The organism is Alteromonas sp. ABV4_150 (genome assembly GCF_056311745.1).
Map to the genome: position 1 here is coordinate 3,793,844 of NZ_CM149971.1, position 24,419 is coordinate 3,818,262.

23 protein-coding genes are annotated in these 24,419 nt (G+C 42.9%); 14 read left to right on the forward strand and 9 right to left on the reverse strand.

Annotated features, from left to right (window positions below; all coding sequences use genetic code 11):
* Nucleotides 1–11: 11 nt before the first annotated feature.
* A complete protein-coding gene (locus ACYX4M_RS16420) occupies nt 12–764 on the forward strand; it encodes a methyltransferase domain-containing protein (RefSeq protein WP_476080923.1) in 753 nt (250 codons plus the stop codon).
* 44 nt (nt 765–808) lie between these two features.
* Here the strand turns inward: ACYX4M_RS16420 and ACYX4M_RS16425 are convergent, their stop codons facing one another.
* Both ACYX4M_RS16425 and ACYX4M_RS16430 read right to left on the reverse strand, forming a co-directional pair.
* Nucleotides 809–1,849: a 2-hydroxyacid dehydrogenase gene (locus tag ACYX4M_RS16425; RefSeq protein ID WP_476080924.1), complete on the reverse strand. Its 1,041-nt coding sequence runs from the start codon at nt 1,847–1,849 to the stop codon at nt 809–811.
* A gap of 152 nt (nt 1,850–2,001) precedes the next feature.
* Complete coding sequence (locus ACYX4M_RS16430) at nt 2,002–2,484, reverse strand: glutathione peroxidase (RefSeq protein ID WP_476080925.1); 483 nt, start codon at nt 2,482–2,484, stop codon at nt 2,002–2,004.
* An 88-nt stretch (nt 2,485–2,572) separates the two neighbouring features.
* Here ACYX4M_RS16430 and ACYX4M_RS16435 point away from each other — a divergent pair, with 88 nt between their 5' ends.
* Entirely contained in the window at nt 2,573–3,448 is an 876-nt protein-coding gene (locus ACYX4M_RS16435) for an NAD(P)-dependent oxidoreductase (protein ID WP_334060100.1), read from the forward strand.
* A 52-nt stretch (nt 3,449–3,500) separates the two neighbouring features.
* Here ACYX4M_RS16435 and ACYX4M_RS16440 read toward each other — a convergent pair whose 3' ends face one another.
* A complete protein-coding gene (locus tag ACYX4M_RS16440; RefSeq protein WP_476082898.1) occupies nt 3,501–5,084 on the reverse strand; it encodes a response regulator in 1,584 nt (527 codons plus the stop codon).
* A gap of 256 nt (nt 5,085–5,340) precedes the next feature.
* Here ACYX4M_RS16440 and ACYX4M_RS16445 point away from each other — a divergent pair, with 256 nt between their 5' ends.
* The 4 genes from ACYX4M_RS16445 to ACYX4M_RS16460 all read left to right on the forward strand — a co-directional run bounded on the left by ACYX4M_RS16445 (nt 5,341) and on the right by ACYX4M_RS16460 (nt 9,334).
* The gene (locus ACYX4M_RS16445; protein WP_476080926.1) at nt 5,341–6,495 is read left to right on the forward strand and encodes an acyl-CoA dehydrogenase family protein; all 1,155 of its coding nucleotides are present in this window, start codon (nt 5,341–5,343) and stop codon (nt 6,493–6,495) included.
* A gap of 64 nt (nt 6,496–6,559) precedes the next feature.
* Complete coding sequence (locus ACYX4M_RS16450) at nt 6,560–7,690, forward strand: enoyl-CoA hydratase/isomerase family protein (protein WP_476080927.1); 1,131 nt, start codon at nt 6,560–6,562, stop codon at nt 7,688–7,690.
* Between the two features lie 209 nt (nt 7,691–7,899).
* On the forward strand, nt 7,900–8,784 hold the full coding sequence (locus tag ACYX4M_RS16455; RefSeq protein WP_476080928.1) for a putative RNA methyltransferase: 885 nt from the start codon (nt 7,900–7,902) through the stop codon (nt 8,782–8,784).
* Nucleotides 8,771–9,334 carry a D-glycero-alpha-D-manno-heptose-1,7-bisphosphate 7-phosphatase gene (locus ACYX4M_RS16460; RefSeq protein ID WP_476080929.1) on the forward strand — a complete coding sequence of 188 codons (564 nt, stop codon included), beginning with the start codon at nt 8,771–8,773 and terminating at the stop codon, nt 9,332–9,334. The genes ACYX4M_RS16455 and ACYX4M_RS16460 overlap by 14 nt, the downstream gene beginning before the upstream one ends.
* Before the next feature lie 98 nt (nt 9,335–9,432).
* Here the strand turns inward: ACYX4M_RS16460 and ACYX4M_RS16465 are convergent, their stop codons facing one another.
* Nucleotides 9,433–10,959 carry a DUF3413 domain-containing protein gene (locus ACYX4M_RS16465; protein ID WP_476080930.1) on the reverse strand — a complete coding sequence of 509 codons (1,527 nt, stop codon included), beginning with the start codon at nt 10,957–10,959 and terminating at the stop codon, nt 9,433–9,435.
* An 8-nt stretch (nt 10,960–10,967) separates the two neighbouring features.
* The gene (locus tag ACYX4M_RS16470; RefSeq protein ID WP_179983423.1) at nt 10,968–11,186 is read right to left on the reverse strand and encodes a YejL family protein; all 219 of its coding nucleotides are present in this window, start codon (nt 11,184–11,186) and stop codon (nt 10,968–10,970) included.
* Nucleotides 11,187–11,346: 160 nt separating this feature from the next.
* On the opposite strand from ACYX4M_RS16470, the gene yejK reads away from it, so the two are divergent.
* From yejK to ACYX4M_RS16485, 3 genes are all read left to right on the forward strand, one after another.
* Nucleotides 11,347–12,453 (forward strand): nucleoid-associated protein YejK, encoded by a 1,107-nt coding sequence (gene yejK / locus ACYX4M_RS16475; RefSeq protein ID WP_476080931.1) that lies wholly within the window; start codon nt 11,347–11,349, stop codon nt 12,451–12,453.
* A 66-nt stretch (nt 12,454–12,519) separates the two neighbouring features.
* Nucleotides 12,520–13,395, forward strand: coding sequence for a 6-carboxytetrahydropterin synthase (locus tag ACYX4M_RS16480; protein WP_476080932.1), 876 nt, complete (start codon nt 12,520–12,522; stop codon nt 13,393–13,395).
* Between the two features lie 139 nt (nt 13,396–13,534).
* A complete protein-coding gene (locus tag ACYX4M_RS16485; protein WP_476082899.1) occupies nt 13,535–14,383 on the forward strand; it encodes a M23 family metallopeptidase in 849 nt (282 codons plus the stop codon).
* A 128-nt stretch (nt 14,384–14,511) separates the two neighbouring features.
* Here the strand turns inward: ACYX4M_RS16485 and ACYX4M_RS16490 are convergent, their stop codons facing one another.
* Complete coding sequence (locus tag ACYX4M_RS16490) at nt 14,512–16,356, reverse strand: M61 family metallopeptidase (RefSeq protein ID WP_476080933.1); 1,845 nt, start codon at nt 16,354–16,356, stop codon at nt 14,512–14,514.
* A gap of 187 nt (nt 16,357–16,543) precedes the next feature.
* On the opposite strand from ACYX4M_RS16490, the gene ACYX4M_RS16495 reads away from it, so the two are divergent.
* The 4 genes from ACYX4M_RS16495 to ACYX4M_RS16510 all read left to right on the forward strand — a co-directional run bounded on the left by ACYX4M_RS16495 (nt 16,544) and on the right by ACYX4M_RS16510 (nt 19,799).
* Nucleotides 16,544–17,227 (forward strand): PilZ domain-containing protein, encoded by a 684-nt coding sequence (locus ACYX4M_RS16495; protein WP_476080934.1) that lies wholly within the window; start codon nt 16,544–16,546, stop codon nt 17,225–17,227.
* Between the two features lie 67 nt (nt 17,228–17,294).
* The gene (locus ACYX4M_RS16500; RefSeq protein ID WP_476080935.1) at nt 17,295–17,756 is read left to right on the forward strand and encodes an Mpo1 family 2-hydroxy fatty acid dioxygenase; all 462 of its coding nucleotides are present in this window, start codon (nt 17,295–17,297) and stop codon (nt 17,754–17,756) included.
* Nucleotides 17,757–17,896: 140 nt separating this feature from the next.
* Nucleotides 17,897–18,970, forward strand: coding sequence for a sensor histidine kinase (locus tag ACYX4M_RS16505; RefSeq protein WP_334060111.1), 1,074 nt, complete (start codon nt 17,897–17,899; stop codon nt 18,968–18,970).
* A gap of 1 nt (nt 18,971) precedes the next feature.
* The gene (locus ACYX4M_RS16510; protein ID WP_476080936.1) at nt 18,972–19,799 is read left to right on the forward strand and encodes a LytR/AlgR family response regulator transcription factor; all 828 of its coding nucleotides are present in this window, start codon (nt 18,972–18,974) and stop codon (nt 19,797–19,799) included.
* A 120-nt stretch (nt 19,800–19,919) separates the two neighbouring features.
* Here the strand turns inward: ACYX4M_RS16510 and ACYX4M_RS16515 are convergent, their stop codons facing one another.
* A complete protein-coding gene (locus ACYX4M_RS16515; protein ID WP_476080937.1) occupies nt 19,920–20,936 on the reverse strand; it encodes an ATP-dependent 6-phosphofructokinase in 1,017 nt (338 codons plus the stop codon).
* Nucleotides 20,937–21,151: 215 nt separating this feature from the next.
* On the opposite strand from ACYX4M_RS16515, the gene ACYX4M_RS16520 reads away from it, so the two are divergent.
* Complete coding sequence (locus ACYX4M_RS16520; RefSeq protein WP_476080938.1) at nt 21,152–21,994, forward strand: DUF6279 family lipoprotein; 843 nt, start codon at nt 21,152–21,154, stop codon at nt 21,992–21,994.
* Nucleotides 21,995–22,108: 114 nt separating this feature from the next.
* Here the strand turns inward: ACYX4M_RS16520 and ACYX4M_RS16525 are convergent, their stop codons facing one another.
* Both ACYX4M_RS16525 and ACYX4M_RS16530 read right to left on the reverse strand, forming a co-directional pair.
* Entirely contained in the window at nt 22,109–22,903 is a 795-nt protein-coding gene (locus ACYX4M_RS16525) for a TIGR03915 family putative DNA repair protein (RefSeq protein ID WP_476080939.1), read from the reverse strand.
* A 51-nt stretch (nt 22,904–22,954) separates the two neighbouring features.
* Nucleotides 22,955–24,196 (reverse strand): putative DNA modification/repair radical SAM protein, encoded by a 1,242-nt coding sequence (locus tag ACYX4M_RS16530; protein WP_476080940.1) that lies wholly within the window; start codon nt 24,194–24,196, stop codon nt 22,955–22,957.
* Nucleotides 24,197–24,419: the final 223 nt, after the last annotated feature.

Here is a 24,419-nt window from a genome sequence, read left to right on the forward strand (position 1 = left end):
GTTTGTAGTTTATGAACAACGATCGTATCTTCGACGGTATTGCAGAAAAGTTCTCAAACAATATTTACGGAACGACCAAGGGTAAATTGCGGCACTCATTACTATGTGATGTTCTTGAACCTTATTTAAAAGCGCCTGTTCGCGTTATTGAAATAGGTGGGGGCACAGGGGTGATGACGGCTCATATAGCCGCGAAAGGACATGCTGTTGTGCTCACCGATGCGTCAAAAGATGTGCTTAATCAAGCAGAGTCTTTACTTTCTGGCGCGCCGAATATAAAAATTCGGCATCAGTATTTACAACAATTAGAAGACCTAAACGATTTCGATTTTGTGATTTGTCATGCGGTTCTAGAATGGCTAGATGCGCCCTTTGACGCCATAGATTTTATATATAGTAATATGAAACCCGGTGCACGTTTAAGCTTGAGCTTCTTTAATCAAGATGCGAACTTATTTGCTAACGCCATCTACGGCAATTTTGATTATATAGCCAAAGGTATGAAGGCGAAAAAGCAGGTTAGACTAAACCCGAATCAGCCGCTTAGCGCGATGCGTGTTGTCGAACACTGTGAATCGTTGGGTTTTAACATACTGGATAAAGCGGGCGTTCGCTGTTTTCACGATTATATGCGCGATATTACTCACCAAAGCAGCAAATTTGACGACCTGCTTGCACTTGAAAGGCAGTATCACAAGCAGGAGCCCTACTTGTGGCTAGGTAAATACTTCCAACTCATTCTGGAAAAGCCACAAGTCGGTTGAGGTTACAGTCAGCTCTAATGTATTTGGGGTGACCAACAAGTTGCTTATAGTGTATTTTCACCGGAAAGGATGTTTTTAAGGGTTGCTTCCGCGATTTCATTTAATGCCTCGTAAGTGAAAAAGCCTTGGTGCCCGGTTATTAATACATTGGGAAAGGTTGTTAAACGCTGAAAAATGTCATCTTGTATGATTTCCTGTGAGTGGTCACTGAAAAAGAGTTCAGACTCTCTTTCATAAACATCTAGCCCCAAACAGCCTATTTGTTTCGACTTTAGCCCTTTTATAATGGCAGTGTCATCAACAAGCCCGCCACGAGAGGTATTGATGAGCATCACGCCTTTTGACATTTTCGCTATGTTGTCGGCATTGATTATATGATAACTCTTTTCATTAAGCGGACAGTGCAACGTCACTATAACGCTTTGCTCTAACAGCGTGTTTAGCGGAACATACTGCGCTCCCATAGCTTTTACATCATCATCTTGGCTTGGGTCGAAACAAAGAACTTTGCACCCAAACCCTGAAAGTATGCGAATAACGGCTTTACCAATTTTCCCTGTACCTATAACGCCAACGGTTTTGCCGTGTAGTGTGAACCCCATTAATCCATCTAGGCTAAAATTCCCTTCTCTCACCCGATTATAAGCTTTATGGGTTTTTCGGTTTAAGGTAAGAATGAGAGCGAGCGTATGTTCAGCAACCGTTTCAGGGCTATATGCAGGCACGCGACTTACTGCAATGTCAGCTTCAGCCGCAGCGGCCATATCTACATTATTAAAACCTGCACAGCGCAATGCTATGTGTTTAACACCGCAGTCTTTTAGCACCTTGATGGTTGCTGAATTCACATCGTCGTTCACAAATACAACCACATCGCTAAATCCCTCACAGCTTATAGCAGTTGACGGGTTAAGCGGGTGTTCAAAGAAGCAAGCTTTAATAGTTTGACCATCAGAGTCATTATGATTTTTTAACAGTTCCGAAAATATCACTTGCTCGTAAGAGCGAGTACTGAAGAAAACGATATTTTTGTCACTAAAGTTGCTTTCGTTTGAGTGCGCTTTTTTGCATGAAGTGACTTTCATTTTTGTATCCAGCGGTTATTGCACGATAAATATATCAGTGCGCAATAACTTAGCACGGTGAAACTTAAAGTGTGTAGACACAGATCAATAAAATCAAAAGGGCGTAATTAATGTTAAAACACCCTTTTAGCATCGGAGCGCGTGCGTAGGACTTACGCCACTAAAAGTTTAACAATATCGTTTTCAATGGCTTCAGGTTTTACGGTAGGTGCATAGCGCTTAAGCACTTTACCTTCCGAATTAACCAGGAACTTAGTGAAGTTCCACTTAATACGTTTAGTTCCCAGCAGCCCAGGAGCGTCTTGTTTTAAAGCTTCAAAGAGCGGGTTTGCATCTGGGCCGTTTACGTTTGTCTTTTTGAATAGAGGAAACGACACACCGAAATTTACGCTACAAAACTGTGCTATATCGCTATCGCTTCCTGGCTCTTGGTGACCAAATTGATCGCAAGGAAAACCCAAAACCTCAAAACCCTTGTCGTGGTATTTCTTATAAAGCGCTTCAAGTCCTTCATATTGGGGGGTAAAGCCACATTTACTGGCTGTATTAACGATAAGTAGCACTTTTCCCTTGTATTGCTCAAGTGTAGTTTGTTCGCCGTTGTTTAACGTAATAGGGTGAGCATAGAGTTCCAAAGTTATATTCCTGTGTTTTTGTTGTCGTTAAGTCTGTTACTCTTAAGTAATGCAAACATGTCTATTTTTCATCTAGAGTATATTCTGTATGAGTAATTTAAAAGTGAGTTTTTTAGGTTTAGGTGTGATGGGATTTCCTATGGCTGGACACCTTAGCAAAGCGGGGCATTCTGTCACCGTGTACAACCGTACCGCGAAAAAGGCACAAGATTGGCTTGCCGCCTATGGCAACGCTGATGCAAAAACAAGCGCCTGCAGCTCAGTCGCTGAAGCGTGTGAAGACGCTGATATCGTTTTCATGTGTGTAGGTAATGACAATGACGTGAGAGACGTGGGTACACAAGCATTAGAAATAATGAAAGCGGGTAGTGTGCTAGTCGATCACACAACCGCATCGGCAGATGTAGCGAGAGAACTTTACGCATGCAGTAAAGATAAAGAAATCGGCTTTTTAGATGCACCGGTTTCTGGTGGGCAGGCTGGGGCTGAAAATGGTCAACTGACTATCATGGTTGGTGGCGATGAAGATGTTTTCGTTCAAATAGAGCCTGTCATGGCGCATTACGCTCGCCATAGCCAACTGCTAGGCAAAAGCGGCAGTGGACAGCTAGCAAAAATGATGAATCAGATTTGTATAGCCGGCATTGTCCAAGGCTTAGCCGAAGCGCTCCATTTTGGTCAACGCGCTGGGTTAGATTGTAACGCGGTCATTGATGTTATAAGCAAAGGCGCTGCACAGTCGTGGCAAATGGAAAACAGAGCTAGCACCATGTTAAATAACAATTTTGATTTTGGTTTCGCTGTAGATTGGATGCGTAAAGACCTAAGTATTGCACTTGATGAAGCACGTAAAAACGGCTCTACACTAGCGCTAACGGCGCTTGTTGACCAATATTATGCAGATGTTCAAAAGCTCGGTGGTGGTCGTTGGGATACTTCTAGCTTGCTTACCCGATTAAAATAGTCTTGTTCTGGAGGGTATTTATCGCCAGAAAACGCTACCGCTCTTTGAATAACTAAAGTGATTGCTCGTGGGCGGACAAGGTAAGCTGTTCTAATCGGCTTTTATTTGTTTCGCTCAAGGGTAATGAAGTGATTTTTTCAAGTAGGAAATTGATGTTGAATTTACGGTAAACGCCGGTGTCTGCTTCAATCATGCATTGAAGCAGGTTCAACCCAAAAGCTGCGGTGTCCGGCGAAAGCTGAAATGCATCGTAGAAATGCTTCATTGCTTTATCAAACATCCCTTCAATAAACAGCTGAGTGCCAGTTTCGTTAATAGAAATAGCCTGCTCGTGATTGAGCCCTAAGCGTTCACCTCCAGAGAAAATTAACTCATCGTTCATCACTTGTTCTGATATGGCTCGCAGTTCAGCATTTTTCTGTTTTGCCATTAACAATAGTTCTCCCGCTTTGCGTTCATCGCCAAGCCCGTGATGGACCTTTGCAGCAATAACTAATATAGATGGCTCGGTACGCAGGTAATTTTCAATATGGTCGCCTTCTAGTAGGTGAGCGGCTTTTTCAAAGTCGCCATCTAATACTGCTGAAAATGCCAACAGATAATCTCTTTTTTGTAGTGTCTGTGGGTCGCCTTGGCTTCTTCCTGCAATACCAACTAATTTTCTAGCTTGAGATAAGCTCTCCTCTCTATTGGTTTCAGGTGATTCTTCAGCCAAAAATAAGTAAAACTCTGCTAATTCAAAGGTGAAGTCGTTAAAGCTGTCTTTAGCACTTCGATGCATCGCACGTTTTTTCTGCAAAAGATCGATAGCTTCAACAACCTTGTCCTGTTTTTGATATGCAAGAGTTTTAAGTTTTGCTGCGGGTAAACTCAATTCGCTAAACTTTATCTCACTTAGATATTTTTCCACCTGATCATATGAGTCTTGCTCAAAGGAAATAGAGGCAAGCCATTCAAACGCTTTATCTCGTGCCAAGCTCGAATTTACCATTTGGCTTAAATGGCTTTTACAGTGAGGCCATTGCCCAGATGCATACTGACATTTAACTTTGCCCCATTGAGCCCACAGCACTTTATCACTGCGGGTAAGCACATCATCATAAATACTCAATGCTCTTTGAATATCGCCATTTTCATAAAGCAGCCGTGCATATAGCTTACGTATATCTGCCACAAGACGAGGGGGAATGCCTTCTGAAATCTTGGCGCGTACAACAGAGATCGCTCTCTCTAATTGTTTATTGTCCAAGGAGTGTAAAACGTTTTTGATAAATTCACGGTACGTTAAATAGTGATTTATTTGCCGAGTTAATGAAGCGATAGTGTAGGGCTTGATGAGCAAAACATCCGGCTGCAGATCCATGATCCTGCCAATTATCTGTGGTGAGCGATCTGAAGTCAGGAAGATAATTCCCGTGCTCGGTCGAATAAATCCTGCTTCTCTTAAATTTTGTACCCACTCAACTCCTGTTTTCCCATGACCTAGGTGGTAGTCCATTAACAAGAGTTCGAAGTTTTGCTTTTTTAGTGCTGCTTTTAGCTCTACGCCTGATGCAAAGCTACTCACCGACAAGTTAGCAATAGACATGAGGTGGCCTCGAAGCGCTGTTCGAGCGGTAGCATTGTCTTCTACTATGGCTATTCTAAATTCCACGGCGATCATATGAATAATAACAACTTTAGCTAGCTTATCAGCGGCTGGGGAAAAGTGCATTATTAAAAAGGATAAGTTTTATCGACTCGCATTAGGTTCAGAATCAAAATAAGCTTCACGTCACAAAATATTTACGTTATGCGTGCATATATTTAAATAAATATTTACCTTTACGTTTACGTAAGGGGTAGGTATTGGTTATTGTGTTTAAAAAGCAACTCAGTTGAAGGTATGTCTAATGAACTTTGAATTAACCGATGACCAATTAGCCTTTGAAGAAACCGCCCGTCAATTTGCCCAACAAGAACTAGCACCAAATGCTGCTATGTGGGATAGAGAGCATCATTTCCCCGTAGAGGCAATTAAAAAAGCCGGCGAATTAGGGTTTTGTGGCTTGTATGCCCCTGAAAGTGCAGGTGGCCTTGGCTTATCAAGACTTGATTCTTCGATTATCTTTGAGCAGCTTTCAATGGGATGCACCACAACTACTGCCATGTTAACTATTCACAATATGGCTACATGGATGATTGCAACATGGGGCACCAGCGAAGTTAAAGATATGTGGTGTGAACAGCTAGTAACAGGTGACAAACTTGCCTCTTATTGCTTAACAGAACCCGGCGCTGGATCTGATGCTGCCTCACTTAAAACCAGAGCAACTAAGGCTGACGGTGGATATATACTAAATGGATCTAAAGTGTTTATTTCTGGTGCAGGAAGTACAGACGTTTTAGTAGTTATGGCCCGAACTGGTGAAGATGGGCCAAAAGGGGTATCTGCATTTGCTGTCCCTGCTAATGCAGATGGCATTGAATACGGTAAAGCAGAAGAGAAAATGGGATGGAATGCTCAGCCCACTCGTATGATTACATTTGACAATGTAAAGCTCGAAGAAAGCTGGTTGTTAGGTGAAGAAGGTCAAGGTTTTAAAATGGCCATGCAAGGGCTTGATGGCGGCCGAATTAATATTGCTACTTGTTCAGTAGGTACAGCCCAACAAGCGCTAAACGTCGCACGTGATTATATGAATGAGCGCGAACAGTTTGGTAAACCTATCGCTGGCTTTCAGGCGCTTCAGTTTAAACTAGCTGACATGGCAACTGAGTTAGTTGCAGCTAGGCAAATGGTGCGTATGGCAGCCTGTAAAGTAGACAACAATGACGCTGATAAAACGACTTACTGTGCAATGGCTAAGCGCTTTGCAACAGATGTGGGTTTTAATGTGTGTAACGATGCGCTGCAACTGCACGGTGGATACGGTTATATTAAAGAGTATCCCCTTGAGCGTCACTTAAGAGATGTTCGTGTTCATCAAATACTTGAAGGTACCAACGAAATCATGCGGGTTATTATTGGGCGCCGTTTACTTTCAGATGAGCGAAGCGTTCTTTAATTCATTTAGCAATAGATTAGAACGAAATGCGTTTCAATGTAACGAATAGTGGAGAAAAGTTGATATGACAGATACGGAGTCAGTGGTCATTGTTGATGAGTTAAAAACATCAAACGGCGATTTTACAATAGGGCGTTTAACACTGAATAAGCCTAAAGCCCTAAATGCGCTAGATTTGGCTATGGCAGAAATCATGCTAAGGACACTTCAACAGTGGCAGTCACGCAGTGACGTCGTTGCTGTGGTAGTGGATGCTGCAGGTGATAAAGCGTTTTGTGCTGGTGGCGACATCGTATCTATGTATCGGTCTATGGTAGAGGCACAGGGGCAAATTCCATCGTTCTTGGAAACGTTTTTCGAGACCGAATACACTCTGGACTACACTATCCACAACTATAACAAGCCCATTATTGTGTGGGGAAGCGGTATAGTGATGGGGGGCGGTATGGGCCTTCTATGTGGTGCTAGCCATCGTGTGGTAACGGAAACGTCAAGGTTAGCTATGCCAGAAATTACTATCGGACTCTACCCTGATGTAGGAGGTAGTTATTTCCTTCCCCGTCTACCTGGAAAGTCAGGTCTATTCTTAGGCTTAACGGGCGGGCAAATGAATGGATCCGACGCTCGTTTTGTGGGCCTAGCAGATGCGCTAGTAGCTAGCTCAGAAAAAGAGGCTCTTTTACATAAGCTATCCAACTATTCATGGAATGAAATTGAAAGTACAAGTCTAGGTGACTCTGTATCGACTATTCTCAATTCTCTAGCGACACCGGAATCTGTACCTAGTGGCAATGTAGAACCTAATATGGCGCTCATTGATGAACTGTGTGCGGCTGATAATGTCGCCGACATCGTTAATGCCATTCTTGGCGCAGATATGGCCCATGATAAATGGTTGTCGAGAGCACAAGGCACACTGGCAAAAGGTTCTCCTATAACTATGCATTTAGTTTATGAGCAGTGTAATAGAGGGGCTAATATGACCCTTGCTGCTTGTTTTAGAATGGAAGCCAATATGTCTTGTCGCTGCGGTGAAAGCGGTGAGTTTCAGGAGGGCGTTAGAGCCTTATTAATTGACAAAGATATGTCGCCCCAATGGAAGTATAAAAGAGTAGAAGATGTGCCGCAGGATGTGGTGGAGCATTTCTTTACTTCTCCATGGCCTGCAGATAGTCATCCTCTATCTGGTTTATAAAACGCTTTTTTGACTGAACGTGGAAGAGGCATTTATAGCAAATAGGCACAAGTTAAGTAAGCGAACTCATTTTCGACAGCACTGATATAGCACTAATAAAGTTCAGTGCTCTTACTTAGCACCCCAATCGTTATTTTGCGCAATTATTGCCGTGGAGGTACCGACTTTGATATCCTTTGCGGCAAATTCAAAATAACAAAGATCTCATCATGTGGCACTGCCCACTTTGCAAATCACCTATTTCATTAACTTCAACGCCAATCCGGTGTGATAATAACCATAGTTTCGATAAAGCAAAATCTGGCTACGTAAATTTATTGCCGGTTCAGTTTAAAAAATCGAAACTTCCGGGTGACGATAAGGATATGGTGAAAGCCAGAAGAGAGTTTCACCAATTAGACACCTATAAACCGTTGAAAGATAGGCTAGTAGAGCTAGCAGAGCGCTTTTTTGTTAAGCCGCGTAATTCGAAGCCAGAAGAGTCTTCGCAGCAATGTACCTCTATTTACGACGCGGGTTGCGGCGAAGGAAGTTATTTAGACGCAATAGTTCAAGGTCTATCGCTTAAAGGCTTCTCTATTGAGGCCGCGGGCAGTGATATATCCAAAATAGCTGTGGAGTTAGCCGCTAAGGCTTATAAACATGCTCAGTTTGTTGTGGCTAGCAGCTTTGAACTGCCCCTTGAAAAGTCTACTCAAGATTTGGTGATACAGGTCTTTGCGCCTGGAAGCAACGAAGAGTATGAAAGGGTACTGAAAAGAGAGGGGCTACTTTTAACCGTAGACCCAGCGCCGAACCATCTGTTTGAGCTTAAACAGCAAGTTTACGATACACCTAGAAAACATCAAATTGATGATGGACCCAGGAGCGGATTCACTCGCATCCATGAGGAGTGTTTTGCATTTCCCATCAATTTTGAAAGTGACGATCACAAGTTAGCACTTATAAAAATGACACCTTTTTATTGGAAATTACCACACGGTAAAATTGAGTCTATAGTAACGTCGTTAGGCAAGGTAACCGCAGACTTTCATATTCAGGTGTGGAAAAAGGACGCGAACGTAGTTGATGAGAAAGTAGATGTCCGGTCATAAACAAAAAGCGCTTTTTTTAGACCGGGATGGCGTTATTAACGTTGACCATGGTTACGTAGGTAACTATGAAAATTTTGAATTTGTAGAAGGTATCTTCGAGGTAGTACGCAAGTTTCAAATTGAGGGTTACCTACCTGTGATTGTTACAAATCAAAGTGGAATAGCGCGAGGCTATTACACTGAAAAAGATTTTCATTGGTTGATGGAGCAAGTGCAAAAAGATTTCGCCTCTCATGATATAAACCATATCCCTGTCTATTACTGCCCTCATCACATTCAAGGTAGTGTAAAAAAGTTTGCTATCGACTGCCAGTGCAGAAAGCCATTGCCAGGCATGCTGCATCATGCTGCTAGAGAGCTTGATATCGACTTAGCCAACAGCATACTCATTGGCGATAGCTGGCGAGATATAGAGGCCGCTAATGCTGCCGGTCTAACGGAAAGCTTCTATTTGTCACATAAACTTATAACTGATGAGCAGTTGAGTAAACTTAGTTCTTCTCACCGTGTATATCGCGTTGCTAGCTTATCTGAAATAATAAAAGGGTAACGCGTAACTCTTTAAGTCCTTGTTATTACGAGAGAAAGGTAAGATGTGTTGCAGCGATAGGCTTGCCTATCGTTGCAACAGAACAGGTCTAGTTCTGACTAGTTTTGAGTAGAAAAGCGGGATAAATGCTTTATGGCCTGACTGAGTAAATCAATGTTTAAAGCGTCTTTGCTGCGTTTGCCAGAAGATAAGTCACTAATTTCATAGCTACCGTTACTCAGCACATCTGTTCGCTTATTATTATTAAATACTACGATGCGTTCGCCTGAAGTACTTACCAACCAAGGACGCGATGGTGCCAACAAATTTTGCCCAGTTGAATAGAAGGTTGACGGTGCATTACAACCCAAGGCATTCAATATGGTTGGAGCCAAGTCTTCCGTACTCGCTAACTTAGCTTTGACATCTAGGGTGCTATAAAGTGTTCCCTTATCATTTTCACTGCCAAATCCTGTCGCTACTATGACGTCATGTTTCCTGTCAATCGTATTTTTAACGTAGTCTTTAATATCCGAGCCCTTCATAAACGCAATGTGCAGACCTTCATGGTTATTGCTTAAAGGTTGCAAATAACCTGATAATTGAGGGAGTGGAAGCTCGACATCGCTGTGTATCGATACTGGCATGCCCGAACCCAAAGGTAAGGCTAATAGTACAGGGCGCTTTTGAGATAAGGCATCCTGATAAATTTCGGGCACGCCAAATAAAGTTGCTGTCATTAAACCTTCAACACTGCTGGCCGTTGAATAATAATTGGAAAGGGTATTTAGCGATACACCTTCAATATCACTTAAGTCTACGGCGTTATCATCGTCGAGTTGAACAACCACGGTAAGGTTTTTATCGGTCTCAATAGAACAATAAACCGGTTCTGCAGGATAGGTAATATTGTGAATATCAGGGTTGAATTGCAGCTGCTTTCGCTCTTCATAGGCAGCTAAGTCAAGCAAGCCGTAGCGCGACATGGTGGTTTTTGCCGTCGCGGGATAGGAAAGCGGAAACATATTGTCTTGGGCAATAATAGGTTGATAAAGCTTGGCATCAGCCCACACATGAATAGCGTGGCTGGTTACGAAACAACTGACGAAAAATGTTGTAACAGGAATGCCCACTTTATAGCGAGTAAATCGTTCTACACGCTTCCATATCGCATTAGCTAAAACTAGCTGGAAGCCAAGCCAAACGATGAAAAGCAGAAACAAAAACGCCCACTGCTGCCAGCTTTCTATAGCCATAGTGGATTGTGCTTCACTGCGCAGTAAGTCTGCAGCATGAAAGCTAATATGAAACCCCGTGCGGTTAAACAGCAACGCATCAAACGCTAAAAGCGCTAAGCCCACAGCGGCAATAATGGAAGCGCTCGCCTTTATTACTCTAGGGTTATTAACCAAATAACAAAGGGGGAGAACGAAAATGACAAAGCCAAAAAAGGTCATAAAGCCGATATGACCAAACCAATTAGCTAAAAGGTACACGGTGCCGACACCTGTGCCTGGCATAGGTGATGAGAAAACAAAAATAGAGGCGATAACAATGGCGATGATAATATTCGCCAGGGCAAACCAGTGCCCCCAATTTACCAGTTTAGTAACGCGCTGGCGACGAGGTGATTCGGCAAGTATCATGCAATCCCTTAGCTTTTTGTTACGCTTTTCTTAAGTACATCGGCAAACTGTGCTGCCATGGCTTCGCGATTTTCAGGAGCAACCTGAGTATTTAAAATATGTGTAATGACGTTGCCTAACACCATAAGTGAAAGATCGCGGTTTGCACCGCCTTCTTCTAGGGTTAGAATAACGTTATTCATTAGCGTTTCGAATTCGTCGTTGCTATAGCGGCTCTGTTGGGGCATTGCTACGCCTCTTTTTTATGATTATCTTTGATAAAAAGAATGGTTTTAAACGTAAAATGATTATAATCGTTGTTTGAGTGAGTACAATCATTCATTCTAAAATCCCGCAATTCTTTGAATATTTCTGACACTTTTTAAGCAACAGGACACCAGATACTCTATGAGTGCACTGATTCATCACTTTGTTGTACATCGCTTGATCGTAAACAAAGAAGAGAAAATTGAAGCAATTCCCCGTGATAACTGCTTGGCAGTAACGCCGGAAATTGAGCTTTTAGCCCATCAAATCAACCATAGCTTCAATGCTAAACCCGGAAAAGGCGTGGGGCATTTTGTAACAGAAGTTACTCGCGAAGCAAAAGTGGAAAACGAAGAAGGCGAAGCTACTACACAAAAAAGCACCGAGAATGTGGCTGAGTTCGCCGAAGGCCTCAGGCAGTACATGGATATTCAAAAAGCAGCGGGTGACAACGTAGAAGACGCGTTTCACGGGTTTTCTGTATCGGCGACAAACCGCTTAGTACGTACTTTAGCTGATACAGGTACGGTAGAAACTGGCTTTCTTATCTTCTGCCAGTATGAATACCTAGCCACACAGTACTTAATGATAGCGCTACTGAATACTCGTTCACATGTTGAGGTGACTAATTCATTAGACCTGTCTGCCCGTGAACATTTAGATTTAGCTAAAATGCAGCTGGCCGTGCGTTTTGATTTAACCCAGTGGGACATCCAGCCAGAGCAGCAGCGTTACGTTAGCTTCATAAAAGGTAGAATGGGTCGCAAGGTATCTGATTTCTTCATGCAGTTTGTGGGCTGTGAAGAGCTGGTTGATGTTAAGCAACAGAACAAGCAGTTAATTTCTACGGTGGATGCGTACCTAGCTAGTGAGTCTTTAGATCCGCAAGAGCAGCATCAGCACAGAGAAGAAGTTAAGTCGTACTTCAAAGAAAAGATTGATGCGGGTGAAAGTCTGTCGGTGGATGAACTGGCAAACCGGCTTCCTCAAAACGAAGAGACCAGCAGCAATTTTTCTTCCTTTACTCAGTCTATGGATGCACCTCTTGAGAAAGAAATTCAGCCCGATCCAGCGGCGTTGAAACAGCTTGCGAAGTTTACGGGGCAGGGTGGCGGCATATCGCTAAGTTTTGAACGTAAACTGATGGGCGACAGAGTGTTTTATGACCCGGCAACGGATACACTAACAATTCGTGGAATTCCACCTAATTTAAAAGATCAGCTTAATCGCCAATCTTCAATGGACTAGTCGCTGCGAAGCGAAGATAAAAAACGTATACTAGTTAATAGAATATCAACTCGATTCAAGGGTGTTATGCAATTATTTGTAAATGATTTGACAGTGATGGACTTCTCTTACCTTTGCCCAAAGCGCGGCATGGTGGGGGAAAGCTGGATTGTCGATGTGATTTTGGACGGTGAGCTTAATGAAGAGAGCATGGTTCAAGACTTCGGTCACGTGAAAAAGAACCTTAAGCGACTTATTGACGAATATGTCGATCATAAGCTTTTAGTACCTGCTGAATACAGCGGTTCTGAAGTTATTCACGATGACGATAGTGAACAGGTAGAGACCCGTTTTACCTGTACTGATGGGCGCAGCATTATGCTTCATTGCCCAGCGGAAGCCTATGCATTCGTCTATTCAGATGAAATAAACATGGAGTCTGTCGGCGTTTACTTAAAAGAAGTGTTAGCAACGCACCTTCCTGAAAACGTTGAAAACTTAACGCTACATTTGCGTGAAGAAGTTATCAACTCACCTTTCTATCACTACACTCATGGACTTAAGAAGCACGACGGTAACTGTCAGCGCATAGCTCACGGACACCGTTCTCGCATTGATATTATCCTTGACGGCAAAGTGAGCACGGAAAGTCAGCAATATTGGGCTGACCGTTGGGCAGACATTTATATTGCAACTGGTGAAGATGAAATTGCCTACAGCGACAGAAAGCTTAAAGGTGAAGTGGCGAATGCTGAAGACTACTACTGTTTCGCTTACGAGTCGTCACAGGGTTATTTTGAACTACTTATTCCTAAATCAGATTGTGAAGTCATCGAAACCGACTCGACGGTTGAGTGTTTAGCTCAGTATCTTCTTGAGGAGCAAAAGAAGCGCACGCCTGATGGAGTTTGCCAAGTGATTGCCTATGAAGGTGTGGGTAAAGGCGCTACGGTTAAAGGTTAGCGTTAGTATTAAGCAACAAAGGATAGGGCATAATATGGCTTCCACAGATATTAAAGACGCGGCGAGTAACCCGATAATCAGCGTAATTAAAAAATCGTTGGGTAATAGGGTATCAAGCGCACTAGCGTGTATTTTTGCTATGGGTGTGTTTACCGCAATCCCTGCTGCAACTGCGGCAGTTGCAACAAATGAAGGCACTGAAATATCGTCTGACCCAGCCCAAGACCAAAACCCGATTGAGGTTTCGCTCAATGGTAAATTTACCCAAGGCGCCTTGTTACGTGGTCAGGCACCAGTAGGCGCTACGGTCACTCTTAATGGTGAGTCTGTCCAGACAAACAAGGACGGTAAGTTTGTTGTGGGCTTTGAAAGAGAGGCCCCCCTTCAGCAACGTTTAGTGGTAACGCTAGAAAATGGTAAAACGTGGAAGCGCGACATTACCCTTGAAAAGCGCGAGTACAATATTCAGCGTATTGATGGTTTAGAGCAAAAAATGGTTACGCCGCCTGCAGAGGTAACTGCACGGATAAAGCGCGATAACGTCAACGTTGCCAATGCGCGTAGCGCAAACACGGATTTAGACGCTTTATTCACTCGGTTTGAATGGCCAGCTAAAGGCAGAATATCGGGCGTGTACGGCAGCCAACGTATATTAAATGGTGTGCCCAAATGGCCGCATTACGGCGTAGATATCGCTAACAAAACAGGCACTCCAGTATATGCGCCTGTGGATGGGGTGGTTACCATGGCAGATGATCTTTATTATTCAGGCAACACCTTGATTTTAGACCACGGCATGCGTGTTTTTTCAACGTTTCTCCACATGGATAGTTTTACAGTTGAGGTAGGCGATACCGTTAAGCAAGGTCAACAAATCGGTACGATAGGCTCTACTGGCCGCTCCACCGGTCCGCACTTGGACTGGCGTATTAACTTAGGGAAAACTCGATTAGATCCGCAGACTATAATCTCTGGTTCTCCCGAATAGTAAAAGCCTATTGATTTGAGTCGTCAAAGCAATATAGAAAAGGCGCTTTCAGGTAGAATCCGAAGGCGCCTTTTTAGTATTCTTTTTAGCGATCTTTTAAGTAATTATGCGTTGCTTTATTTACCTAATCACTTATCGGATTTACCTAACCACTGATTAAGTTTCTTTTCATCAGTAATTTCAAAGCATGCCATTTCTTGTCTAGCCGGAGTGACTTCAAGAGGAAGCGTTAGAAGTCGCCCATCTCGGATAAGCGTTATGTCCACCGTCGCTGTCTGAGCGTTATCCAATAAGCGTTGTAGCTTTTGAGCATTAACAATATGTCCGTCTAGAGCAATTATCACATCGTTGAGAAGAATACCTGCCTTCATCGCAGCTAGGCCTTCAAATACCTGAACTACTGTTAGGCCAAACGATGCGGCTTTCAACGTGGCGCCAAGCTGGTTTTTGATTGAAGGCTGCTGCGAAAAACCGCCTTTATCTTCAGTTGACACACGTGTACGGGTTTTGTAACTAACGCCCATGTCAGAAACCAGTGAAGCCAATTCGACATCGTCTGTGCCATAAACAACACGGTCTAAATACTCGGAGACATCAATGCCAAAATGGGTATCGCACAACGACTGAATCACGCTATCAGGCGTGCCACACTCGTCAATACCATAGTGCTTCCACAGCAGTTGCATTACATTGTCTAAGCTTACTTGGTTGTTTGATCTTTCGCGAAGCAGCAAATCTAGACCAAGGGCAATAATGCCGCCCTTAGTGTAATAACTGACGATGTTGTTGGTAGCGCTCGCATCCTGCTTGTAAAACTTTGTCCAAGCGTCAAAGCTACTTTCAGCTGCACTTTGTTTGAAGCGCCCAGCGTTTTGTAACAGTCGACTGACATTTTGCGCCACAATATCGAGGTATTTTTGAGGCTCAATAACGCCCGCTCTTGCTAGGGTTACGTCATCATAAAAACTGGTAAAACCTTCATAAATCCAAAGCTGGTTGGTGTAGGTTTCCTGAGATAAGTCAGGTTTTACCATCACCTTAGGTTTGATGCGCTTCACAAGCCATGTATGAAAAAATTCATGACTACACAAACTTAAAAACGTTATGTAGCTGTCAGTTTTGTCTTCACTTTCACCTATCTGTGGCAAATCAAAACGCGGATAAAGAAGGGCGGTTGAGTGCTTATGCTCTAAACCACCAAAGCCGTTATCGGCAAGCAGAGTCATAAACAGATAATTATTTATTGGTTGTGGAGTACCAAACAAATCTAAGTGATGCTTACAAATAGGTATGAGATCGCTAGCGATGCGCGGATAGTCGATATTGTTGTTGCCAGAGAAAAGCAATGTAAAAGTTATCCCGTCTACATCGAAGCTGTGGGTGTCAGCAATACCAACGTAAATAGGGTGATCGATGAGCTCATCGTAATTTTTTTCGGCAAAATGCCAGCGCTTCGAACTCGTACTTTCGCTGCGAATTGGCATAGAGGTGTAAGCTTTCCAATTTGCGGTAGATGGGTCACTATCATCGAGTTCAATGTCTAGTTCACAGGCTGCTTGCTCAAAGCCCAAGACGCGTAAAAACGCACTGGTACCGTTTATAAATGCGTACTGGTCATTTATAAAGGCAGAGCGAATTGACAAATCATTCGCATAAACGGTGTAGTTAACGGTACAAGGTTTTCCGTCGGTATCAACACGCCACGTTTGTTTATCAAGCTTAGTTACCGGGGCACTTACGGAGTTTTCGTCGCTAGCATTCTCTGCGCGGCTAGTACTTGACGTAGAACATAACGTAGCACTTAACGAAATGATGCTTTTCGCAAAGTCTCGCACCATGTAGCTTCCTGGGATCCAGCTTGGAAGAGTAACCGTTAGCGATGAATCGTCATGTTCAGGAATGTGTAGCGCAACAGTGAATTGGTGTGCACGCCAATTTGAAATAGTTAACGTGTAGTGAAGAGCAGAAGGCATAAACGTCCAATAGGGTAAAAAACTATACTTTAACTATATCAACCTATTAGGTTAATCCCAATAGATTGGCAACCACCCGATGATTTTTGTGTAGATAAAAGTCGGTTTGCCATCATAGTGTTGATAAGTTTTGATTTGATGCGTAAATTGGATGAAATTACATTAAATCCAGCAATAACAAATACAAATGGCTGACAAAATACAAAGCGACTTACTGAGCGAAGATAATTTGGAATCGTTGCGAACGCTAGTACCTGGTGATATCGTCGACTTACAAATTACGATGCCTGCTGCGCCGAAGCGTGTAAAAACAGACTACGTAGGCATGCTTACAGATGACTGCCTGCTTTTTCATATCCCCACATCGGCCAAGTGGATAACCGTTCGCGATGCGCTCACTGTAGGTAACGAGGTTGTCGTTCGTTCTATACTTGAAGGCGATACTGGCCAAGTGATTGCTTTTAAAGTAAAAGTTTTAAAGTTACTCGCTAAGCCTTCCGGCTTACTTATCACAACGTTTCCTAAACGCATTGAAAGTATTGGCCTACGTGCGGTCAAGCGCGCACAATTGGGCGTATCTGTAACATTGGAGTCGGAGGTGTTTCCAGATGATGAAAATGTGACAGGTATAATCATTGATTTAAGTGAAAAAGGATGCAAAGTAGCACTTCAGGTGAAGCCAAATTGGCCTGTAATGCTTGATGAAGCTGAGGTTCGGCTAAACTATTCGTTAGACGGTAAAGAAGTAGCGCTTACAGCAAGGGTTAAAAACCATAAACTCGAAAGTGATATGGTTTACTACGGGCTCGCCTTTACCTGCGATGAAAAATTGATAAAAACACTGTTGTCTCGACACACATTGTTGAACTAGTAGTTTGGTAAACATGTTTTCGGGGACGCTTTAGACAACTGTTAAAAACAGGTAAAAGGGGTCAGGTATGAGAAGCATTGAGCGACTTTTAATGCAGTATGGCGAAAGCCATCAAAACAAAACGAACATTATCATTCACGCTATTGCCGTGCCGAGTATTTATTTCGTTTCAATTGGTTTACTTTGGAGCTTGCCGGTACCTGATTTTATTTCCCGGTTTGACATAACTTGGGCTCACATTATCGCAGTACCTGTACTCTATTACTATTTTATGTTGTCAGGGCCAATAGGTGCAGCAATGACACTGCTCACCATACTATGCTTTGGTGCTGTGAATACGTTAGCGTACTTTAATATCTCAGTGTGGTTATTCTCCTTAACTTTGTTTGTTGTCATGTGGGTGTTGCAATTTATTGGGCATCATATAGAAGGCAAAAAGCCATCATTCTTTGAGGATCTACGCTTTCTTTTAGTAGGTCCCGCTTGGTGGTGGGTTCACTGGCTTAAGAGAATGAACATAAGCTATTAACTTAGCTAACGCTCTCTTCAAAAATGTATAATTTCTAAAATTTGCCCTGCGACCAGAGGCATAAGGAGCACGACCAAGCCGCTTGGGTAACAGCAGTGCTAACGTATAATCTTGGTACAAGTTTTTAAATTGGTAATATTGTGAGTCGCTTTCAGCGTGTAATAGAAAGTAATGAACGTTTATTTTGGACGTTGCACAGCGCGGGCTGGGCAGGGTTTGCGATAATTTATTACATTGGTTCGTTCCTTCACGACGTAAGGCCCATTTGGGTTTTTATAATCATGCTAAACGCTTATGCAGGGTGGTTGTTAACCATTCCACTGCGATACGTTTATCGTTGGGCAAGGAAACAATCTCCGCTAAACATGATCGTAATAGTGATAGTGTCGTGTTATCTAATAGCGTTATTGTGGGCAGTAGTGAAAAACATTAACTACTGGGAAATATACAAACACGGATATCGCCCAGACGAATGGTACATGTATTTCACCAATACCATTAACTCATTGATAATGGTCGGCTGCTGGAGTGGTGTTTACTTCGGCATTAAAAACTTTCAGATGCTGCAAAAAGAAAAGCAAAATGCGCTAAAAGCCAGCACCATGGCCCACCAGGCGCATATCAAAATGCTTCGCTACCAGCTTAATCCGCATTTTCTTTTTAATACGCTGAACGCTATTTCTACTCTTATCCTTTTGAAAGAAAATGATACGGCGGAGGCTATGGTCTCGCGCTTAAGTGATTTCTTACGATACTCTTTAGATAACGACCCCATAAAACGTGTTCCGCTAGGTCAAGAGATTAAGGCGCTAAGGCTTTATCTTGAAATAGAAAAAGTGCGTTTTGATGACAGGTTAGATGTGCAGTGGGATATTGATGAAGGCTGCGAAAGTGCACTTGTACCTAGTATGATCCTGCAGCCAATTATTGAAAATTCAATAAAGCACGCCATATCTAAAATGGAAGATGGCGGTCGTATCTCAATAACGGCACGTACATTTGGTAATGATTTATTGATGGACGTCGCTGATAATGGCCCGGGTGCAGATATTAAAGATGGCAACCTTAGCCGTGAAAATGGCGTGGGCTTGGCCAATATAAAAGAGCGTTTGCAATCCCTTTATCACCGTAATTTTGCATTCTCTATAGAACACAATCAGCCTTCTGGTGTGCGGGTTAGAATTCGCATACCCTATGAAGTTAAGGACGCATAACATGACAAAGCAAGTGATTAAAACCATTGTAGTAGACGACGAACCTTTAGCACGTCGAGGCCTTCGCGCTAGGTTGGAGCGTCATGATGATGTACAGGTTCTTGCAGAATGTCAAAATGGTCTTGAAGCGGTGAGCAGTATCTCTCAACACCGTCCAGACTTAGTATTTTTAGACATTCAAATGCCGGGTTTAAATGGCTTTCAAGTTATTCACAAGCTTCGTGAACTTAAGCAGCCTATACCAATGATTGTTTTTGTGACGGCCTACGACAACTATGCTATCAAAGCCTTTGATATACACGCGCTTGATTATCTTCTAAAGCCGGCGGACGATGAGCGTCTTGGCGCGGCGTTAGACAAGATGCGTGAATACTTCTCAACCCAGCATCAAGACGAACAGTCTCAAAAGTTGGTGAGCCTTGTGGCTGAACTCACGGGTGATGATTGCGAAGAAATTTTACGTAAACTCGCGAGCGGAGAGCCAGTTGAGACTAACCCTTACCCTGATGTTTTAGCAATTAAAGATGGTTCAGAAGTAACCCGTGTAAACGTACAAGACATTCAGTGGATTGATGCGGCAGGCGATTATATGTGCGTGCACGCCCTTGATGGCATGCATATAATGCGTAAAACGATGAAAGAGCTTGAGCAAGAACTAAACCCGCAATTTTTCGTACGGGTACACCGCTCAGCTATAGCGAATATTCGTTTTGTTAAAAAGCTAGTCAGTCATATTAGTGGCGAGTACCACTTAATACTCCAAAACGATACAGAACTTAAGGTGAGTCGCAGTCATCGCGATAAAGTCAAAGCGGCTATGAAAATGTGACTAAGCTTAAGTAGTAAAATATCCAAGACGTTGTTTAGAAATAGACAACGCCTTTGTTTGTGACTTTGAGTAACTAACTATGCGCATTGGGATAAACTTCTTGCTTTCTTATTACTGCTTCTAACCGTCAATACAGTTAACAATGTATCGCTCATTCATAAGCGTACGCATAGCATCAACACGCGCCTCGTCCAGGGGTTTGGTGTTTTCCCACGTTTTATAAAGGGGGACAGTGACAGGGCGTTGATTTACTTCACCCACCATAATATTGGTAATGTTGCTACCTACCAAACTTATCGCAAATTCTCCAAGTGTCGTTGCGAGTAACCTGTCCTGAGCAACAGGCGAGCCGCCACGTTGAACATGACCTAAGGTTACCGGCCTGACGTCGCTAATATCATGATTCTGTAATGCATCAGTAAGGCCAGCTAAGCCATTTGGCCATACGTTTTCAGCAACGACGACGATGAAACTAACTGGCCCTTTTAACGCGCGCTGGGCTTTTATTTGTGCCACAAGCTTCTCTATCTCTTTGTCAGCAGATTCGAAAAATTCCGGTACAACCACGTAGTCAGCTGCAGATGAGAGAGCAGCATTCAATGCTAAAAAGCCTGCGTTTCTGCCCATGACTTCTATAAGAAAAATACGTTCGAATGCATCAGCAGTGTCGCGAACTTTGTCGATAGAACTCATGGCCGTATCAATAGCAGTAAAATAGCCGATGGTTGCGTCTGTGCCGCTAATGTCGTTATCTATCGTACCGGGTATACCCAAAATTTGGCCGTCCCATTCTTTCCCTAGTTCAGCGGCACCACGAAACGAGCCATCACCGCCAATCACAATAAGCGTATCAATGTCTGCCTTCATCAAATTGTTTGCAGCTTTTTTAATTCCTTCTTGGCTTTTAAGCTCTTTGCACCTTGCGCTGTGCAAAATGGTACCGCCTTGTTGAATCAAGTTGTGAGTAGAGTCGAGTGAAAGGGGAATATACTCTTGTTGTAATAACCCATTGTAACCATGCTTATAGCCAAGAAGCGTATAGTTAGCTTTCTGGCACGCAATAATCGCAGCTCGTATACAAGCATTCATACCCGGTGCGTCGCCACCAGAGGTTAAAATTGCGACACGTTTTGACACATTAAAATCCTTCTCTTTACCTGCACTACAGTTAAGGTAACGTTAAGGTGTCAATACGTAAAGTGCGCATGTGTGTTGTAAAGAACTTAAGTAACTGAAAAGAATAAAGCAGCACAATGTCACAAGCGCTTCACTATTTACGTCTGCTATTTAATTGAAGTTATAAATAAGCGAATTTGCAGCAAATAACGTAGTTAACAAAAAAAGGATTAGTTATGCGTGTACTGGTAGTATTTATTTCTGTGATCTTTCTTGCTTCATGCAGTTCCAAACTGGCCTACAACAACTTGGATTGGTGGGTTTACTGGTACATGGACGACTATATCGAGCTTAAAGATGCACAAGAAGAAAAATTTGATGACTATCTTCAAAACTGGCTACGTTGGCACAAAACCTCAGAGCTTAAACGTTACCAAGCTCAACTCACCGATATTAAACGTCAAATCAAAGAAGGGCACTTAGATTCAAATACTGTCCTTGAGCATCTCGCAAACGCAAGAACGCATTGGGAAAGAGTGCGTGATGAAGTTAGCCCTGAATTAGCTGAAATAGCAAAAACGCTCGATGACGAGCAAGTCGTTACGCTTTTTGCCGCGCTTGAGAAAGATAATAAAGAGGAAGAAGAGGAGCGAAAAGAGGCGCTAGAAAAGTCTGAAGAAGAGCGGTTAGAAGATCGTATTGAGCGCATAGAGGAGACTGTAAGTGAACGCATAGGCAAGCTAACTAGCGAGCAAAAGCAGTTAGTGTCCACGTACGCGACCCAGTTTATTTCCACGGGGGGGGAATGGCTAACCTATCGCAGGAATATTCAAAACGCGGCACGAAAGCTATTTGTAACCCGTAAATTTAACGACAACTTCGAAGCAGAACTCGTTGACTTGATGCAAAACCCAGATAGCTATAAAAGTGATATTTACAAGCAAAGTAGCGCCCATAACATGACCGTTAGCGCTACGTTAATATCCGAACTTTTTACCACGCTAACAGACGAGCAGCGAGAGACCCTTGTCGAAAATATAGACGACCTGATTGATACCGTAGAGAACTTTAGAAACTAAATTTACTTTCTCAAAGTCAGTCCAGTGCTAGAGCAAAGCTAAATTAAGGTTAGACCTAAGCTTGGCCCAAAGATAAAGGGCTAGGCCAGGTTATATTAACTCATTTGGATTAGCTCATTGCTTATTGCCATCGCTGATCATCTTTCTAGCACGGGCGTCCGAATGTTTTATCATATCGCCTATCAGCGATGTCTCTGGCATATTTTTCCAGTACTTCTTCGGCATTTGATTTAACATCGCATTTGTCTTGATACGCGCAGGATTAAATATGTTGGCGTAATAGGTCAGCCAATATTTTTCAATGCGGTCATCGTCAGGCACTACGCTTGAATCGGGATTATCTTCTAAAACTAGTGTTTCGGTATCCCAATGAGCTGCGCGGTAGGGGGTTAAGATAGACCACCGCATATTCTTAAAACGGGTTTGGAAGAAGTTAAGTTTTATCTCTAGACTGAAATGCTCAGGTTCATACCAAGCGACAAAATGCTCGTGACCCTCTACCTTTATTTCTCTGAACCTCAAAAAGGCACTCATTTTGTAAGCATCACGTTTTACCGCTTTCGCCATAGCGAAAAGCTGCATAACATCGTCGTCAGTTTTTATTTGAATAAGTTGCTTATTTTCATAAACGACACGCCACAACACCCGGTAACATAGCGCAAATCGATTATGATCGTTATGGCACAGGGCGTACTTTAAAAGTATCAGTGTAGATTTAGGAATATTAAGGTTACTTTGCGGCCTCTTGTTTTTGCATTGATCGTCGTCACTGCCGAAGAGATCGTTTTGTACAGAATGAGCGTTCTGCCAAATAATATGTTCAGGGGGAATACGCTTGGCAATGCACTCTCGTGAGGCTTCCCGCCATTCATCAAAGCCAGGTATTGAAGTAATGGTAATGGTCTTCATATAAAACTACCTCTTAGACTACGGCTAAACTCAACTGCGTTAACTGCACAATCAAGCACTAAACAACTCAAACTGCTTAGGCTGTTTAAACTGAAGCTCGAAATTAGTACTGTCGAGTAAATGGATATCAGGAAAGTAATCCCCCACGCTAATAAAAGGCTTTAACTTTTTAATGGGAAGACGCATTTTAGTAAGGTCGACCCAGTTAAGCTTGGTATTACGCCTTATAGACAAAATCTTCTGTACCGTTCGGGCGCCAAGACCAGGAACGCGTAGCAGCATCTGTTTGTCAGCTTTGTTTAAATCAATAGGAAATAGATGACGGTTACGTAATGCCCATGCAAGTTTGGGATCGTAGTCCATATCTAACATGTCATCTTGCAAAATTTCATCTAAGCCGAAACCATAAAAGCGTAAGAGCCAGTCTGCCTGATACAGTCGGTGCTCTCGTATTAATGGTGCAGGTTTCAGCGGTAGAACTTCCGACGCATCAGGAATAGGGGAAAATGCCGAGTAATAAACACGACGAAGTTTTTGATCGCTATAAAGCTTAACGCTTGTTCCTAAAATGGTTTTATCATTTGACCCGTCAGCACCTATAATCATTTGCGTAGACTGCCCCCCAGGTGCAAAACGGGGAGGGCGCTTGCCTGAGAATGTCTTGTCTACTTTATGTTCTGCAATTTTTTCTTTCAGCGTATTCATCGAACCGTGAATATCACCGAGATCTTTTTCTGGTGCGTACTTGTTTAGCGATGATTGTGTAGGCATTTCCACATTAATACTAAGCCTGTCTGCATAAAGACCTGCTTCAGCTTGTAATTCTGGCGACGCATTCGGGATAGTTTTAAGGTGAATATATCCCTTAAACCCATGGTCAAGACGTAATGATTTCGCAATACGAACCATGCTTTCCATGGTGATATCGGGTGAACCCACAATCCCCGAGCTTAAAAACAATCCCTCAATGTAATTGCGCTTATAGAAATTTAGGGTTAAATCTACCGTTTCTTTAACTGTAAAGCGCGCCCGCTGAACATTGCTTGAAATCCTATTAATGCAATAATGACAATCATAGATACAGTAGTTTGTCATAAGGATCTTAAGCAGCGAAACACACCTTCCATCGGGTGTAAAACTATGGCATATACCCGAACCGCCGGTTAGTGAACCTATACCAGTCTTATCGGATTTCCCTGCTTGTCGTTTACCTGCCGAACCACTCGCGCAAGATGCGTCGTACTTAGCCGCATCGGAGAGAATTTCTAGTTTTTGGATCAGTCTGTCGTGCATCGCAGATTTAACTTTCCTATAAGTAATTACAGTCAAACAGCCTAGTAATTCTTTTAGAAACACGACTAAACGTGTTTTGTCATCTAGGCTGAGAGTTAAAATGTTATAGCATGTATATATATACAGTACAATTGCGTGTGGTAAATGAAGGTGAAGATTTAATGTTGGCGGGATTGTCCCGATTCAGGATTGACGCCGGTGAGTGACGGCGAAGACTATCTCG